This window comes from Pseudomonas sp. FW305-3-2-15-E-TSA4, assembly GCF_058787295.1.
Genome location: NZ_JBYSZP010000015.1, coordinates 117,671 through 131,375, shown reverse-complemented (window position 1 = coordinate 131,375; position 13,705 = coordinate 117,671). Strand labels below are relative to the sequence as shown.

General features: G+C 57.7%; 17 protein-coding genes and 1 tRNA gene. 6 read left to right on the top strand and 12 right to left on the bottom strand.

From position 1 onward, the window contains the following. The first annotated feature begins 59 nt into the window (after positions 1–59). Positions 60–497, top strand: coding sequence for an Lrp/AsnC family transcriptional regulator (locus tag AC3WMV_RS21010; protein ID WP_027613772.1), 438 nt, complete (start codon positions 60–62; stop codon positions 495–497). A gap of 60 nt (positions 498–557) precedes the next feature. After that, positions 558–884: a YceK/YidQ family lipoprotein gene (locus tag AC3WMV_RS21005; RefSeq protein ID WP_027613773.1), complete on the top strand. Its 327-nt coding sequence runs from the start codon at positions 558–560 to the stop codon at positions 882–884. 43 nt (positions 885–927) lie between these two features. On the opposite strand, the gene AC3WMV_RS21000 is transcribed toward AC3WMV_RS21005, so the two are convergent. Next, a complete protein-coding gene (locus AC3WMV_RS21000; protein WP_103367492.1) occupies positions 928–2,286 on the bottom strand; it encodes a hypothetical protein in 1,359 nt (452 codons plus the stop codon). 419 nt (positions 2,287–2,705) lie between these two features. Continuing rightward, positions 2,706–3,377, bottom strand: a complete 672-nt coding sequence (locus AC3WMV_RS20995) for a Bax inhibitor-1/YccA family protein (protein WP_027613775.1) — start codon at positions 3,375–3,377, stop codon at positions 2,706–2,708. 123 nt (positions 3,378–3,500) lie between these two features. On the opposite strand from AC3WMV_RS20995, the gene AC3WMV_RS20990 reads away from it, so the two are divergent. The 4 genes from AC3WMV_RS20990 (at position 3,501) to AC3WMV_RS20975 (ending at position 5,811) form a co-directional block, all read left to right on the top strand. Further along, positions 3,501–3,588 (top strand) — tRNA-Ser (locus AC3WMV_RS20990). Between the two features lie 211 nt (positions 3,589–3,799). Then, the gene (locus AC3WMV_RS20985; RefSeq protein WP_103367493.1) at positions 3,800–4,009 is read left to right on the top strand and encodes a hypothetical protein; all 210 of its coding nucleotides are present in this window, start codon (positions 3,800–3,802) and stop codon (positions 4,007–4,009) included. A 372-nt stretch (positions 4,010–4,381) separates the two neighbouring features. Then, entirely contained in the window at positions 4,382–5,107 is a 726-nt protein-coding gene (locus AC3WMV_RS20980) for a hypothetical protein (protein WP_103367494.1), read from the top strand. 23 nt (positions 5,108–5,130) lie between these two features. Continuing rightward, positions 5,131–5,811 (top strand): SOS response-associated peptidase family protein, encoded by a 681-nt coding sequence (locus AC3WMV_RS20975; RefSeq protein ID WP_103367495.1) that lies wholly within the window; start codon positions 5,131–5,133, stop codon positions 5,809–5,811. On the opposite strand, the gene AC3WMV_RS20970 is transcribed toward AC3WMV_RS20975, so the two are convergent. The 10 genes from AC3WMV_RS20970 to AC3WMV_RS20925 all read right to left on the bottom strand — a co-directional run bounded on the left by AC3WMV_RS20970 (position 5,812) and on the right by AC3WMV_RS20925 (position 13,660). Beyond that, positions 5,812–6,042 carry a hypothetical protein gene (locus AC3WMV_RS20970; RefSeq protein WP_103367496.1) on the bottom strand — a complete coding sequence of 77 codons (231 nt, stop codon included), beginning with the start codon at positions 6,040–6,042 and terminating at the stop codon, positions 5,812–5,814. Positions 6,043–6,186: 144 nt separating this feature from the next. Continuing rightward, on the bottom strand, positions 6,187–6,726 hold the full coding sequence (locus AC3WMV_RS20965) for a lysis system i-spanin subunit Rz (protein WP_103367497.1): 540 nt from the start codon (positions 6,724–6,726) through the stop codon (positions 6,187–6,189). Further along, positions 6,726–7,148, bottom strand: coding sequence for a cell wall hydrolase (locus AC3WMV_RS20960; protein WP_103367498.1), 423 nt, complete (start codon positions 7,146–7,148; stop codon positions 6,726–6,728). Before AC3WMV_RS20960 ends, AC3WMV_RS20965 begins: the two co-directional genes overlap by 1 nt. A 58-nt stretch (positions 7,149–7,206) precedes the next feature. Then, positions 7,207–7,482 (bottom strand): tail fiber assembly protein, encoded by a 276-nt coding sequence (locus AC3WMV_RS20955; protein ID WP_103367499.1) that lies wholly within the window; start codon positions 7,480–7,482, stop codon positions 7,207–7,209. After that, the gene (locus AC3WMV_RS20950; protein WP_103367500.1) at positions 7,479–7,829 is read right to left on the bottom strand and encodes a hypothetical protein; all 351 of its coding nucleotides are present in this window, start codon (positions 7,827–7,829) and stop codon (positions 7,479–7,481) included. The genes AC3WMV_RS20955 and AC3WMV_RS20950 overlap by 4 nt, the downstream gene beginning before the upstream one ends. Next, positions 7,829–8,347, bottom strand: coding sequence for a hypothetical protein (locus tag AC3WMV_RS20945; protein ID WP_256584873.1), 519 nt, complete (start codon positions 8,345–8,347; stop codon positions 7,829–7,831). The genes AC3WMV_RS20950 and AC3WMV_RS20945 overlap by 1 nt, the downstream gene beginning before the upstream one ends. 32 nt (positions 8,348–8,379) lie before the next feature. Continuing rightward, a complete protein-coding gene (locus tag AC3WMV_RS20940; protein ID WP_103367501.1) occupies positions 8,380–9,042 on the bottom strand; it encodes a hypothetical protein in 663 nt (220 codons plus the stop codon). After that, positions 9,039–9,395, bottom strand: a complete 357-nt coding sequence (locus tag AC3WMV_RS20935) for a hypothetical protein (RefSeq protein WP_103367502.1) — start codon at positions 9,393–9,395, stop codon at positions 9,039–9,041. The genes AC3WMV_RS20940 and AC3WMV_RS20935 overlap by 4 nt, the downstream gene beginning before the upstream one ends. 3 nt (positions 9,396–9,398) lie before the next feature. Further along, entirely contained in the window at positions 9,399–12,863 is a 3,465-nt protein-coding gene (locus AC3WMV_RS20930) for a TipJ family phage tail tip protein (protein ID WP_103367503.1), read from the bottom strand. 203 nt (positions 12,864–13,066) lie between these two features. Then, entirely contained in the window at positions 13,067–13,660 is a 594-nt protein-coding gene (locus tag AC3WMV_RS20925; RefSeq protein WP_103367504.1) for a tail assembly protein, read from the bottom strand. Positions 13,661–13,705 lie beyond the last annotated feature (45 nt).

The window sequence follows — 13,705 nt, the reverse complement described above, 5'->3', positions numbered from 1 at the left end:
TTTCTGCCTTTTTTATCGCAGGTGGTTTCCCTTAAATGCCTAATATTGGAGTTGCCCCCATGACCGACGATATCGACCAGATCCTCATCAGCGCCTTGATGGACGACTCGCGTCGCTCGCTCAAGGCATTGGCGCAAATCAGCGGCCTGTCCTCACCCAGCGTGGCCGAACGCCTGCGCCGCCTGGAGGAGCGCGGCGTGCTCAAGGGCTATACCGTCGAGATCGACCCCAAATGCTTCGGCTATCAGTTGCAGGCGATCGTTCGTGTGCGGCCGCTGCCGGGTCAACTGCAAGAAGTGGAACGGCAGATCATGTCGATCCCGGAGTTCACCGAGTGCGACAAGGTCACCGGGGAAGATTGCTTCATCGCCCGCCTGCACGTGCGCTCGATGGAACAGCTGGACACCCTGCTCGACCGCCTCAACACGCTGGCCGAAACCAACACCGCGATCGTCAAGAAAACCCCGGTCAAGCGCCGGTTACCGCCGATGGCGTGAGTGCTTTTTGCGCCTGCTCGGCGTAGATTGAGGTTTTTCCGGCGAAAGGATTGGGCGGTAATGAGAATTCAGGCAGTGATGCTGACGGTGTTGATGCTCGGCGGGTGCGGGACGGTGCAGACCGTCGTGCTCAGCGACAAGGCTTCCGTGGACCAGTTGAAGACCAAGAAGAGCTACTGCGGCGCTGTTCCGCGCATTTACAGCGGTGCAACCTACGACTTCTGCATGCTGCACGCCGAGAAACCGGATGACGTCGACGCGTTCAATTACAACAACGCCTCCCTTGGCCTGGTGGTCGATGCAGCAGTTTCGGGTGTGCTGGATACGTTTCTGCTGCCCTACACGATTTACAAGCAACAGGCCGATGGCAGCATCGTGATCAACTGATTGAAAACCTCCAGACGCCGAGACGTCTGGAGGCTGCTGCACTTTACTCGAGCAATTGCTGCAAGCTTGGGTCACGCATGACTTTTTGCTGAGGCTGCGAATTGTCGTCGCCTGTCTTGAGCATTTTCAACTTGAGGTTCTGAACCTTGGCGCAGGCGTTCTTGCCATCGGCGTAGATCCCGCTCATGTCACATTTCCATTCGAAATAATTAACTAGACCGCCTGACAGTTGCAGACTGTAGTCCGTGCTCTTGGTCCCTGGCGTGAATGGATGACCCGCCGGAATATTCTGGAACCACTTCATCCATTCCGAAGAACCCGGGCTCGGTATTTTGTCCTTGGGCTGGAAGGTGGGATTCATGATCGCCACCTGTGGCGACTCACCCGTGGCGTGGCAGCTCAGGCAGGAACTGTTGGGGTTGTCTACAGGCCCGTTGAGGCGACCGTTCCAGCCCAGGTGGGTGGGCGGCAGTTCTTTGGTGTTGGCGTTGATTGCCGTCTGCTGCAATGCCGGGTTGATTCTGGTTTCAGTCGGCGTCGGATTGGTGAAGTCATTGCCGGTTTCTTTCGGATCGTTACCCCACATGATCCCGACCGGAACGAGATTGTCCCAACCGGGTTTGCCGGTTTTAGCTCCGTTGTACTGGAAGGTGCCGAAAATCCAGCCTGTGTCGCTCATACGGGTATCACGCACGGCGATGTCCATCTGAATGAGCGCAACATCTTTGATCTTGCGATTTGCGGACGTGAAAGTTTCAGTGATATAGCCTTGCCACAACACCGGGTTGACGAGGAACGGTACGGTGGTGCGATCAATATCGGCAAACAATGCCTTGCAGACTACGGTGCCATTGGCAAAGCTTTTGGGTTGCGAAGTGAAGCCAGGATCCGGGTTGTTCGGATCTTTCCAGACCTCGCCAATGGTGTAGGCGCCAATATCGTTGTAAATGCCCACGGCGTAGGTCTGGCCGCTGGCGATCTGCGTCTGTGCCAGTTGTTTGACCGGAATCTGCGCTTCCTTGGTCAGACCATGAATACCTTCACGCCCCAGCGGGCCATAGTGCTGCCAAGGCATGTGGTACCACTGGCGCAGCTTGTTCTTCTGTACATTCCAATCGACCTCGACATTGCCTTCCAGGCAATAGTGCTTCACCTCCTCCATGTAGGCACGCCAGGTTTCAAAGTTGTTGTCGGGTTTGGCCGGAAGTTTTTTGAAAAAGTCCGGCAGCGCTCCTTGGGGAGCTTGGGTCGGGTAACTCTGGCTGAGTTCGAACAACGGGCCTGAATATTGGCTGGCGGGTGGCTGATAGCCAAAATCGGGGTAGACACCGGCAAGAGTCGAGGCACTGAACAGTGCTGTCGTGATAGCCAAAACGGCACGCTTTCCTTGGGGCTGGTTCATCGATGATCTCCTTGATTGGGACAACGCCTGCAGCGACCCATGAATCGAGTCCGACCACCAGGGCCTCCATTATTTTTTTGATAATCAGGGACTCGGCTTGCGGGCCGAGAGCAACTCACGGTTGAATCTGGGTAGGCTGGTTTGGAGGACCTCCTGTTTTCCGGATGAACGAATACGACAATCCGGGCGAAGCTACGGGCTTGAACAGAAGAAGAAAAATGGGATGCGGGGGCTGTAGAAGGTGTTACTGCATGCCGACTCCTGTCGACCGCCTGCCGTTCTTCCTTGTCTTAGGTGTAGGCCAATTCCATAAAGGCGCCATGATTTCTTGAAAAAATGTCGGCGAAAGGCCACTACGCTTTCGCACGGGCAACAAAAAACCCGCCGAAGCGGGTTTTTTGTTGATTCACAAACAGCGATCAGTCGTCGCGGCTCATGATGCCGAAGATCTGCAACAAGCTGATGAACAGGTTGTAGATCGATACATACAGGCTAATGGTTGCCATGATGTAGTTGCGCTCGCCACCGTGGATGATCGCGCTAGTCTGGAACAGAATGCACACCGACGAGAACAGCACGAAACCGGCGCTGATCGCCAGTTGCAGGCCGCTGATCTGGAAGAACATGCTCGCCAGCGTTGCACCCAGCAACACGAAGAAACCGGCGGTGATGAAACCACCGAGGAAGCTCATGTCCTTGCGGGTGATCAGCACATAGGCCGACAGACCACCGAACACCAGCGCGGTCATGGCGAATGCCGAACTGACCACTTCTGCGCCGCCCTGCATGCCCAGGTAACGGTTGAGGATCGGGCCGAGCAGGAAACCCATGAAACCGGTCAGCGCAAAGGCGGACACCAGGCCCCACGCGGAATCACGGAGTTTGTTGGTGAGGAAGAACAGCCCGTAGAAACCGATCAGCACCACGAAAATGTTCGGATAGCCGACGCGCATCTGCTGGGCCACGAAAGCCATCACACCGCTGAATGCGAGGGTGAGCGCCAGTAGACCGTAAGTGTTGCGCAGGACGCGGCTAACCTCTAGCTGCTCAGCCTGCACGCTGTTGTGAACTGCGTAATCCTGTTCGCGCATGGCGACACTCCTGTTGGTTTGAAACGTTCAGTGGCAAAGATCATAACAGACGCTCTGTAACAAGCCATGCACAGAGTTTGACAGTGTGTTTCATTCAGGTATTATGGCGCCCGCAACGCAAACGGAGGTGTGGCCGAGTGGTTTAAGGCAACGGTCTTGAAAACCGTCGACTGTAACAGGTCCATGAGTTCGAATCCCATCGCCTCCGCCATCTTATGTACGACAAAGCCCTGATTATTCAGGGCTTTGTCGTTTCTGGCGCTTACGAAAATTTCTGCCTTTCGGTATGTGTTCCATAACTTTTGTGGACGCGTTCCATAACTCCGACCGATTTCCCCCCTCTCCGGCGTCCTGCCAATCGTTAAAACACTCTTCATGTAACACGGTGCTACGCTGATTCCTTGGCTGCCAAGGAAACCAAAATGCCCAACTCCGACCTGCTCCCTTCCCTGCTCTTCAAGATCAACGAAAACCAGCTCGCCCTCGAAGCCGCCATCATGGAGCTGTCCAACTGGGTCGAACAGCGCGGATCGGCAGAAGTAGCCGAGAACGTGCGTGGCGCACTCTGGACAATCGACAAGAATGAGGAATTTATCAAGATGAGCCTGGCGGTCTTGATGGCTCCTGATTGACCGGCTCAACCCGGTGAAAGGCCGATGTCACTTCGTAAAGCGCTTGCCAAGGACTGATGCTTGAGCCGTAAAGAGTGCAGGTCGAAGAATGCTCAAATCGCTCCGATTTAGCATTTTCTTGCTGAGAAGCGCCACAGCGCTTGCACCTTATGGTTGCATTCGAAATCGACCATTCTGCATGCCAATTCAAAAGCCTATCCAGCGGTGTCATGTTTTTTGCCCAAAAAAAGCCGTACAAAATTAATCTATATGTACAACTTTTTTTGATCAAGGCACCCAGCGCTTTTTACAGCTCGTCGCCTTCCCCTCGCTCACATAGCGCTCCTCGATTACTGTACATGCATACAGTTCCTGTGCAGCGAATCTCCTTCCATGAATTTCGACCAAGCCAAATCCCTCCGGCTCCAGCGATGGCGCGCGACTCTCGACGACCAGGACTTCCGCATACAAAACCCCGAGGGACATCGGGAAACTCTTCATGAGTTGGCTGCGGCACTGCATAAAGAGGGTCTGATCGACCAGATTGAGCAGTTCGACATGAACGAGATGGCGGACGCTGCCTATTGGCACGCCGTAGAGGAGCTGCAGAACTCGCCAGGACATTACCGCGGAGCATCGACCTATGACGTCGTGCAGGTCGACAATGGGAAATTGCTGGGCACGATCAGCCGCTCGATCTTTAACTTCTCAAACACCGAGCCTGGCATCTCCTCGTCTTCCTATGACGGCAAGGTTTACTCTGGCCCAGAGGGAATACACCTGAATCTGGGACTTTCCCGGAATGTAGGCACGATCACGGGGCTGAATTTGGAGATGTACGGGCGACGGTACCAATTGATCGAGACGCAACGGATGATCCGCGGCGTTTGCCACAACCCTATTGACGACCCAGACGCGTACCGAGCGCTGGTTGATGCGGCTCAGATTGCCCAAGAGGATCGAGATCTGCGCTTCTTTGAAAAGGTGCGCCCTCACATTGAATCGGCCGCGTTCTGCATTTGCCCTGCCTGCCTCGATAGCTTTGGTGCGCGTGATGACTGCCCGGCATGCGCCGGAAAAGGTTTTGTGACGAAGCCGGCGCCAGTGGGTCTACGCTGAAGTAACAATGCGAGGAGCGGGCAATGTGCGGACGACTATCCCAGTACAGCGGCATTCATGACTTCGTGGCGGCGCTGAGCATGCCGAACGCCCTGATCAACTCGACCGGTGAGCAGACTTTCGATCGCTACAACGCCGCGCCGACCGCTCAACTCGCCCTCTTCCACCAGGAAGGTCAATTCCTGCACGCCGACATGGTTCGTTGGGGATGGCGCCCACACTGGGCGAAGGATCGCGCCGCGCCGATCAATGCTCGAGTGGAGAAAGTCGCCCACGGCCCGTTCTTCCGCGCAATCTGGCCACACCGGGCGATCATCGCGATAAACAACTGGTTCGAGTGGGTCGACGAAGGCGGGCCGAAGAAGCAGCCCTATCTGATCAGGCACCGGGACCAGTCACCAATCCTGTGTGCCGCCATCGGCCAATATCCGAACGAAGAGCACGACCCGGGCGAGCACGACGGCTTTGTGATCATTACAGCCGACAGCGCCGGGGGAATGGTAGATATCCACGACCGGCGGCCGGTGGCGTTATCGCCTGAACTCGCACGGGAATGGTTGGATCCGGCCACGCCTAAAGAACGCGCCGAACAGATGGTGCTGCATCAGGGCGAACCGACAGAGGTTTTCGAGTGGTTCAAGGTTGATCGGGCCGTGGGGAATGTCCGGAATCAGGGCCCGGATCTGATAAAACCCATCGATTGATCAGCTGTGCGTCAGCGTTTTCAGGCGCTCCACCAAAGCGGCTTCGAAAATGATGTACAGCCTTTCAGCATCGCCGGCGCGCAAAGCCCCGCCGGTTTCCAGTCCAAGCACGAAGCCATCCGCCCGTGCTCCCGCCTTCACAGCGATGATCATCGAATCAGCACGAACGATTTGCGCCAGCAACCGATCCGCCTCTCGTTTCTGCTTCTCGCTCAGTACCACGCCTTCCATGTCAGTCACCTATTACCTTCACTACGACATCCAATACATGACAGCAAGAACGACTGAAACCCAGATAATCGTCATCACAATTGAGTAGCCAGCCAGTTGCTTGTCCATGTGCCCGCATCATCCAGATCGAACATAAATGATGGTTTATCGGTGCTCACCTCGCAACGATAGCGCCGAGCCACCACTCAGCGCACGGACGTAGGCCTGACATGCCTGTAGCGCGATTAGTCCGCGGTCGCCGGTGTCGGTGATGGCGATAATTCGTTGAGCATGCGCCGGGTCAAGTCGGGCTCGTACGGCTGCATGATCCACGCGGCCGGCGCCGGCGGTGGCTGGCACCCCACAGCCTTTGGCAGCGTCGGCTGTGTCGAGGAGGACTGACAGCCGCAAATCAGAAGTGGCAAGGCGATCGCGCAGGCGATCTTGGTTCTTTTGAGCATCGGTCATTTTCTCGAAGTGGGTTTGTTCGCTGGCCGCCAGCCGCTGCTCGAGCGCCAGACGCTTGTCCTGCTCGACCTGCTGCGCGGTGGCGGTGGCTTGGGTCATTTGATTGAGGGTTTCGGCGTGCAGCCGCGCCTGCTCCGCCAGTTGCTCCCCGTAGCGCCAGTCCTGAAACTGCCAGGCAGTGCCGGCGCCGATCAGCACCAGTGCCATCGCGCCCACCTCTTTCCACGGAACGACCATCACGGCACATCCTTGAAGAAGACGTGGCCGCCCAACTTGAGCGTTTGTTTGGCCTTCGCCGCCCAGGCCGGCGCCTTGATGCTGGTGGCGTAGTAGTGCGTGGCGCCGCCAGTTGGATCCGGCACCTTGCCGTCGATCACCTCGTCAGCAGCGATTCGGCATTGCGCCAGCTCGCGGAACGGGATTTCCTTCACGCCAATCAGAAACTGATAGTTCGGATCGGTCTTGTTCCAGCAGCTGAACTGGTACGGCTTCTGGCAGACCCCGGCATAGCCCTCGCCCCACCACGAATTGGTCTTGCCATCGAATACACGGTTGCGGATCGTCCACGCCACGGCGATCTGGCCGGCAGTTCCCTCGCCGCGGGCTTCGCCCCACAGCGTGCGGGCGAGGATGTCGCGGTCTTTCTCGGTTACAGGCATCAGTTTTCTCCAGGCAAAAAAATACCCGCTCGATGGCGGGCTGCGGATGTCACGACAATCAGTGCGGGGTGACGGGCCAGCTGATGTTGCTCGGGTAGCCGGGTTCGTCAGGGAGACGATTCAGCGCAACGCGGTATTTCTTCCACGCTTTCAGCAGTACGACGTCGGCGTCGGTGGCATCGTCGATGTCTACTGCATCCTGCAGCGGGGCGATTGCCTTGTCAGCAATGACGCGGCGGCGGTCGATTTCTGCCACCACCATAGCCAAGGCTTGATCAGCCGCGACTTGTTCTTTCATGGCCTTTGTAATCAGGCGAGACCAGTCGATATTCATGCTTGCGGCTCCTCGCCCACTTGATCGAGAGTGACCGGCACCAAAGGTTCAGGCAATGGCTGCGGTAGCAGAACCGGTCCATCAGGGATATTGACGAGGGGCACCGGGAACGCCTGCTCCTGGCTGTAGTTCACCGGATTTGGCAAAAACAGTGTGACCACCAGGTCGCCGTCGACTTTCTCGATATCACCGGCGAACCATTCGCAATCGATAGCGCCTTTCGGAAGCGTGTCTCCGTCATTCATCGACGAAAAGTCGAAGTCCTCACCATTGATTGTCAGCACAGTTCCAGCGCGCTCCAAGGTAAGCGTGTCATCACGGCGTTGCGGACTCAGAATAATTTTCATCAAAACCACCTTCCTACGGCCAAGTAGCGGAGATTGGCATTTGCCGAAACAGAGCCTTGCATGTCGAGCAGGTAGAAGCTGCAGGAGGTCAAAGTTTCCCCGGGAGACAGTGACATCAATATGATGCGCGTCGAGATATTGCACGTAGCTGACACTGCCGGGACAGTACCCACGAAAGCAGCGGGAAAAGTCCAAGGCAATGGAACCGGGTTGTAGAAGCCCGAACCGTAGGGCGAGGTTAGCGCCATGTTTCCAGACACAAACCTGGTGCATATCAGGGTCCCGTCCGCGAATTTCACGAACTCCCCATTAGCGTTACTGCTCCGTTCGATTATCGCTCCAGTCGGCACTCCGCTTGCCTGCGAAACAGCGCCCAAGATGTTCGCGCGCTTGTAGTTCGCGGTGTCGGCGGCATATAGCTCGTCGAAGTTGCTCTGGGTTTTGGTAAACGCACTACGGGGCGTATCACCGCCCACGCCGGTAGGAGCAGTGCCGAGATTGATCGTCTGCTTTGCCATGAAATTTTTCCGTTTGTTTGGAGCGCCGCGGTTTAAGCCACCAGCTTGGCGCAAAGAAATGGGCGATGTCCCTGGTCAGTCCAGGCTGTTGTCGCAAGGCTGTACATCATGATTCGGCCGCCTGAATAGTCGACGCCGATCGCGCAGCCGCCACCGGTAGCGTTGTTGTGACAATTCATCGAAAACGGGTTGATGGAAACGTACTCGCCAACACCCAGAGCCTTGCTGATGCCCCAGATGTACCGACGTCCCACGACCAGCACCTCCTCACCGAGGTACGACCAGTTGCCGGCGGCAAAGGTTACAACCACTGCCGGCGCGCCGCTGTCGTAGACAAGTCCGCCATTTTGATCCCACAGTCGCATGCCGTAAGACGCCGTGCCCATGGAAGACCATGCCGCCACGAAATATTGACCACTGAGCGTGCCGTCGACATTGGACGCTTTCATCGTAAAACCCGTCCAGTTACCAGGGCCACCGGTAAACCACACCGAGATCGGCACCTGAATGGAACTAGTCTGATCCGGTCGAATGAAAACAATCGGTGGATCCTGGCTCGTGACAGCCCTGGCAAATACACCGGAAGCATTGGTGGTTCCGGAATAACTTCCCTTTGTCAGGACGCAGAGTCTGGGAGACTCGGAATCGATCTGAACAAACGAGTTGTCGTTGATGCTCTGAAAGCCAAAAGTCATGTCCCGTACCTGATTGCGTAGCCTTTCGCGACAATTCGCGTCGCAGTCGTCGAAGCACTGGCTGATGGGTTTTTGTTGCTCACAACAACCTGTCCAACTGAAGTGGTCACGTAGGGATACGACTTGCTGTTTCCCAACCCATCCGTTTCTGATGCCTGCACGTCCTGTGCCCTCGTCGGGATGATCATGAATACGCAGTTGGCCGGGTTGAAGCCCGGAATGTTCAGCGTGTAGCTGGGAACAGCCCCACTGAAATCGATCACCCCCTGCCAAATCACCTGGTAGGTAAAGCTATTGGTGTCCATGGCAAGCTGACCATTGCCGTCAAAGACGCGTAGTCCAAATAAAGCCATTGATTACCCCAAATAGCCGAGACGAACACGCAGCACATTGTTGGCGTCGTAGACGGAGACGTTCAGCGAGTTGATCACCAGTCGTCCCTGCCCTGGCACGATGCCGTTGATCTCCAGCGTTCCGTCTTTGTTGAGAATCCAGCCTTGCTGGCCGGGGATGTAGTTGGTTGAGCTGATGTAACTGCCGATTTTTGCGTTGGTGATGGTGCCGTCCAGGATGAAAGCCGAATTGAGAAACACCTGACCACCCTGCACCGCGAACGGCACCGACGTAGCTCCGCCTGCAATCGAGTTGACGATGGCGAAGCGATCAGCGCTGACCAGAAACTGGCTCTGCAGGCCGGCGCCGGTGTTTTCAATCCCAAGACCGATGCCGGCGGCGACGTATTGCCCGCCGGCGGTGACCTGCATCTTCACCGACCACATCGTTGAGGCCTTGCCGTCAAGCGTGGCCACAGCTTGGCTGACCGTCTGCACTGTGGCGCTGTTCTTGTTCACGTCCGCCTGTACGGTATCGATCCGCTTGGCAGTGGCCACACCGTCCTCAATGCGAGCCGACTGCTCCGACCACACCCCGACATAAACTTGGTCAGAGCCAGCAAACCCTTCAGTGTCCCCCGCCAGTGCGGGATTTACCTGCACGTAGACGCCATCGAGCTTTGACGCTTGCGCGATCAGCTGGTCTCCCTGATGCTCGATATCCAGCGTGTTTTTCGAGACCTGTGCCGCCAGCGCATTGGCCTCCTCCAAGACCTGCCCGATGTCATCCCAGTACGTCGGGTTCGGCGGCGACGTGTTGACTGGAACTGCCTGCGCAGCCTGGTACAAGCGCCGTCCCACTCGAACGGTGTCGCCTTTCAGATAGGTTGACGCAGGGTCGTACTCGAGCGCATCGGCGATATTGTCGATCTGCTCTTGAAGCCCCGGAATCTTGTCGATCTCGTCGAGGATGTCCTGGCCAAGTTCCGTACGGCCAATCTCTCCGGCGATCATTTCAAGAATATCGCCAGCGTTCGCACTGGACTGCCCCTGCACACCCATGCCGATCGGGTACCACGGCCCGATGTTGCCTATTTTGTCGACGATCCGCCCCCAGAAGTAGAACGTTACGCCAGCGCGCAGGCCGAGCATGGAGAAGTCACTCTGCGGATAAGCCAGGTCTGTCAGCTTCGTGGCGGCATCCAGGCTGGTCGTCGGCCCATACCAGATTTCAGTCCGTTGGCTATCCTCGGCGCCAGGAGGGAATCCCCACTTCAGGTAGATGCCGAACAGCAGCGGCGTGGCCGTCAAGTACGACAGTGCTGGCGGCAACCCCTGCTTTCCGCTGAGGTTGGTCAGGATCGAGTTGCGCCACTGTGACGTGATGTCGAACGCACTTACCGCACGGACCCGGGCCACGTAGGCGCCGGCATAAATACCGACCACGTCCACGTTGGTCATCCCGGTGCGTTGCAGCTTGATCCAGTTGCCGCTGTCCTTGCGCCATTCCACGTCATAGCCGACGGCGCCGTCCACAGCAGGCCAACTGATGGTCATGGTGGCCACGGCCAAACCCTGCACCACCGACGATGTCGACGTTAGGGACACGCTTGCCGGCGCCGGAACCACGGTGATCGGGATCACGCTGATCGGCCGTTCCTCCAGACGAGCGCCGGTATCGATGTGCGCGAATTTGCTCGGCTCGAACTGCAGCGCACTGATTTCGAAGTCGCCCTCGGTGGTGCGCTTGGTGCGCAGCACGCGATACAGCGGGATCGCCAGATCATCGGCGTCGAGCGCCCATTGCAGCTGCGCTACTGGTGGCTCGCTGTAAGCGACAGTCACCGTTACCGCGCGGCCGTTGACGCTCTGCACGGTGCGCCCTTCGGCGCGGCCGCCCGGCAGGTTGATGATCAACCGATCACCCGCCTTGGCCTGGGTATCGCGATCGAGCGTCACCACGCGGCCAGCAGCTGACGAGATCCGCCCGCCGACCTCCCGGCCCGCCAACAACGAATCCGCCACCGGGATGATATGGCCCGGCAGCGGAATCACGCCCTCCATGCCGGTCTTGAACGACACGGTGCGGTCTTGGTTGTTGCTCAAGATCGCCCACTTTCCGCGGCGCTGGGCCTCGGAGGCGCGGGTGCAGCCAATGGCACTCAGCTCGGTCGGCCGGTCGCCATAGCGGCGCTGCAGATCCAGATCCGCAAACGGTATGACGTCGGTGTCGTAGTTGTTCGCCGGGTTGTCGTAGCTGACCAGTGCCCGGGTGTACCGGGTTTTCGCCGAGGCACTGCCGTAGGAGAATTTGCCGTCGATCACGTTGGCCCGGGTGAAGACGTAGTCGAAGTCTTGCGCGCGCGGCATGTCAGCCTGCATCACCAGCTGGCCCTGCGCCCAGTAGGTCATGCCCCGGCAAATTGCCGAGATATCGCGCAGCAGCGACCAGGCATCGGCCTTGCCCTGCAGGTTCATGTCGCAAAGGAAGCGCGGTTCCTGCCCTCCCAGCCCGTTCGGCACAAGCTGGTCGCAGTACTGGGCAATCCGGTACAGCTCCCACTTGTCGACCATGAACGGCTTGATCCGTTTGCCCAGGCCGAAACGGTCTTCGGTGCAGATGCCGTAGGTTATCCACGCCGGGTTGTTGGTCCAGGCCGATTTCATCGAGCCATCCCACGTCCCGGTATAGGTGCGCAGGATCGGGTCGTAGTTGCTCGGCACCATCCAGCGCCGGGCCTTGCACTTCACGGTCACCGCGGGGATGTTGGTGAATTGCTCGGCGTCGAACTCGATGTAGAGCAGCGCGGTATTCGGATAGCGCAGCTTGGCGTCGATCACTTCGGTATACCCGGCCACCAGCATGGTGTCGGCGACCTTGTTGCTGTTCTGGTTCGGCGTCAGGCGGCGCACGCGGATTTGCCAGCCCGTGGTGGCGGTCGGCAGATCGATACGGCGCGAGCGCTCGTAGCGTGTGGTGGTCTTGCCGTCGACAGCGTCCACCAGCACCTGCTGATACGCGCCGCCGTCGGTGGCCACGTCGATGGCGTACTCGATCCGGTAGCCGCCGACGTTGCCCTGGTCATCGGAGCGTTGCAGCGCCGGCCACGCCAAACGCATGCGCACGGCTGAAAGCTGGGTGTTGGTGATCGAGCGCACCCACGGCGAATCGCTGCGCAGCTCAATGTTCAGCGAAGTCTCGTTCTCCACGGACGGGATGCCCGGGATGTAGGTCTGATCCACTGAACCCGGGCGCCAATCCCACTTCACGTTCGGGAAGTTGTAGTTGCCGCTGGCATCGCGGATCGGCGTGTTGTCCAGGTAGATGTCGTAATCGGTCGGGACGCTGTCGAACTCCCCCTCGCCTACGGCGATCAGCAGTTTCGCAAGGTTGGTCGAGCGCAGGCTATCGCTGGCTTCGACCGGCGACTTCGGCTTGCTGCTGCCGCCCTTCTCGCCGTAGATCTCGATCTGTTGCACTGCGCCCATGCTTTCCTCCAGGCATAAAAAAACCGCCTCGAGGGTGGTTTGGTCACAAGCCATGAAGGCTCAGGTAAAGTTTCATCACACACATAGCAACGCGGATTAAGCTCCAAGTCATTGCGCAAATCAGTGGAAACCATTTTCCCATCAAAAGCCCTCCTCCAACTTGGAGGGCCAATCCCTCCTTCTTTGGGTGAGGGGTTTTGCTGTTAGGTCTTATCTTCAGCCAGGATCGAGGCCGAGATGATCATCCCGCCCCACCGGCGATCGCCGATGCAGATCGGGACCGGATTGCCGCTGGCCGTGGTGTTCTTTGCGCTGCCGAAGGCGTAGGACGGGGCGTTTTCAGGAGATGCGCTCTGCTTCAGGCCTGAGGCTTGGGGGCTGAGCATTTGGATTACACCGCCTGCTGTCATGGCGAGACCCGCAGAAAACAGGGATGGCCCAGCACCGCCAGCAAAGAACGACGCCGCGATAAGTACAACGCCGATGATCGTTTGAAGTACGCCTGCACGCTTGCTGCCTGAAATTACAGGAACGATTCGGATTTCCTGAGCACCACCCAATCCGAAGTCCTTTTCGCCGACATTTTTCCGATTGCGAAAAATTGCGAACCGCATCCCGCGCCGATCTAGGTCTTTGATCGCCTGCTCAAATCCTTCTAGTGTGCACTTCAGTGCCTGGAAGGCCTCACCCACAGATTTGCTACTGAGCTCGCGGAGATGAGTGCGACCAAACAGTCTGGCCAGTGGACCAGACAAAAGGATTGTAGTCATCGACGAATTCGAAGCTGTAGCCGCCATTACGATTATTCTCCTGACGAAAAAAAACCGCCAAACGGCGGTTTT